Source organism: Acetobacter fallax, from assembly GCF_011516735.1.
GTDB lineage: Bacteria > Pseudomonadota > Alphaproteobacteria > Acetobacterales > Acetobacteraceae > Acetobacter > Acetobacter fallax.
In genome coordinates this window covers 1-1293 of sequence record NZ_WOSX01000118.1, presented here as the reverse complement: position 1 = coordinate 1293, position 1293 = coordinate 1, and the positions used below count along the sequence as shown (strand labels likewise).

The 1293-nt window shown below is 53.8% G+C and carries 1 protein-coding gene; it reads left to right on the top strand.

Annotated features, from left to right (window positions below; translation table 11 throughout):
• The first annotated feature begins 80 nt into the window (after positions 1-80).
• Entirely contained in the window at positions 81-1160 is a 1080-nt protein-coding gene (locus tag GOB85_RS18710) for an IS5 family transposase (protein WP_173579009.1), read from the top strand.
• Positions 1161-1293 lie beyond the last annotated feature (133 nt).

The following is a 1293-nucleotide window of genomic DNA, read 5'->3' as shown; positions in this document are numbered from 1 at the left end:
TGGAGGGTTCTAAAAACCCCCTGGTTTTGAGGTCTTCTGTATGATTCTATTTCTTCTGCGTTGATTGAGGGAATGGCGATATGAAGCAGTCTGGTTTCTTTGATGTTGAAGAGCGTCTTGCCCGGCTGAGTGGGCTTGGCGATCAGCTCGAAGCGTTTTCCCGGACTGTGGATTTTGAAGCGTTCCGTCCTGATCTGGACAAGGCCCTGGCGTATTCCGATGGAAGCAAGGGCGGACGACCGCCATTTGATCCTGTGCTGATGTTCAAGATCCTGGTGATCCAGACGCTCAACAATTTGTCTGATGAGCGGACGGAATATCTGATCAACGATCGCCTCTCCTTTATGCGTTTCCTTGGGCTGGGACTTTCAGATCGGGTGCCGGATGCCAAAACGGTCTGGCTGTTTCGCGAGCGTCTGACCCAGGCGGGTGCGATCGATGGGCTGTTCAACCGCTTTGATGCGACCCTGCGTAACGCCGGGTATTTGCCGATGTCAGGCCAGATCCTGGATGCCACGCTGGTAGCGGCTCCGAAGCAGCGGAACACCAATGCAGAGAAAGCGGATCTGCGAGCAGGCCGTATTCCTGAAGACTGGCAGGACAAACCCGCAAAGCTGTCGCACAAGGATCGTCATGCGCGCTGGACACTGAAGTTCACGAAGGCGAAGCGGCAGGATGATGGAACCATGCCATCCAGCGATCTCGCCATCCCGTTCTTTGGCTATAAATCGCATGTTTCCATCGATCGGAAATACCGGTTCATCCGCAAATGGAAAACAACGCATGCCGCTGCCAGTGATGGCGCGCGATTGAGAGAGAGGCTTCTGGATAAAACCAATACGGCCTCAAGTGTCTGGGCCGACACGGCCTATCGCTCAAAAGCCAACGAAGACTTCATGGAAAAGCAGGGCTTTGTCTCCAAGGTTCATCGCAAAAAGCCGCATCTCAAGCCTATGCCCCGGCATATCCAGAAATCAAATGCTGGAAAGTCGGTCATCCGCTCGCGTGTCGAGCATGTCTTTGCCGATCAGAAGTCACAGACGGGGCTGTTTGTCCGGACTGTCGGTATCAGTCGAGCCACCATGAGGATCGGGCTCGCCAATATCGTCTACAATATGCGCCGCCTCCTCTTCCTCGAAAGATTGAACGCGAGCGCATAGCCATCCAGCGAGAGACAACTCCCAATCTGCTCAAAACGCAGACTGGACGCCATCGCAAAAACCGTCAATCAAATCGCCAAAACCCAGAAATTACCGGCCAAGCACATCAATCAAGGGTTCTTCGATCCCTCCA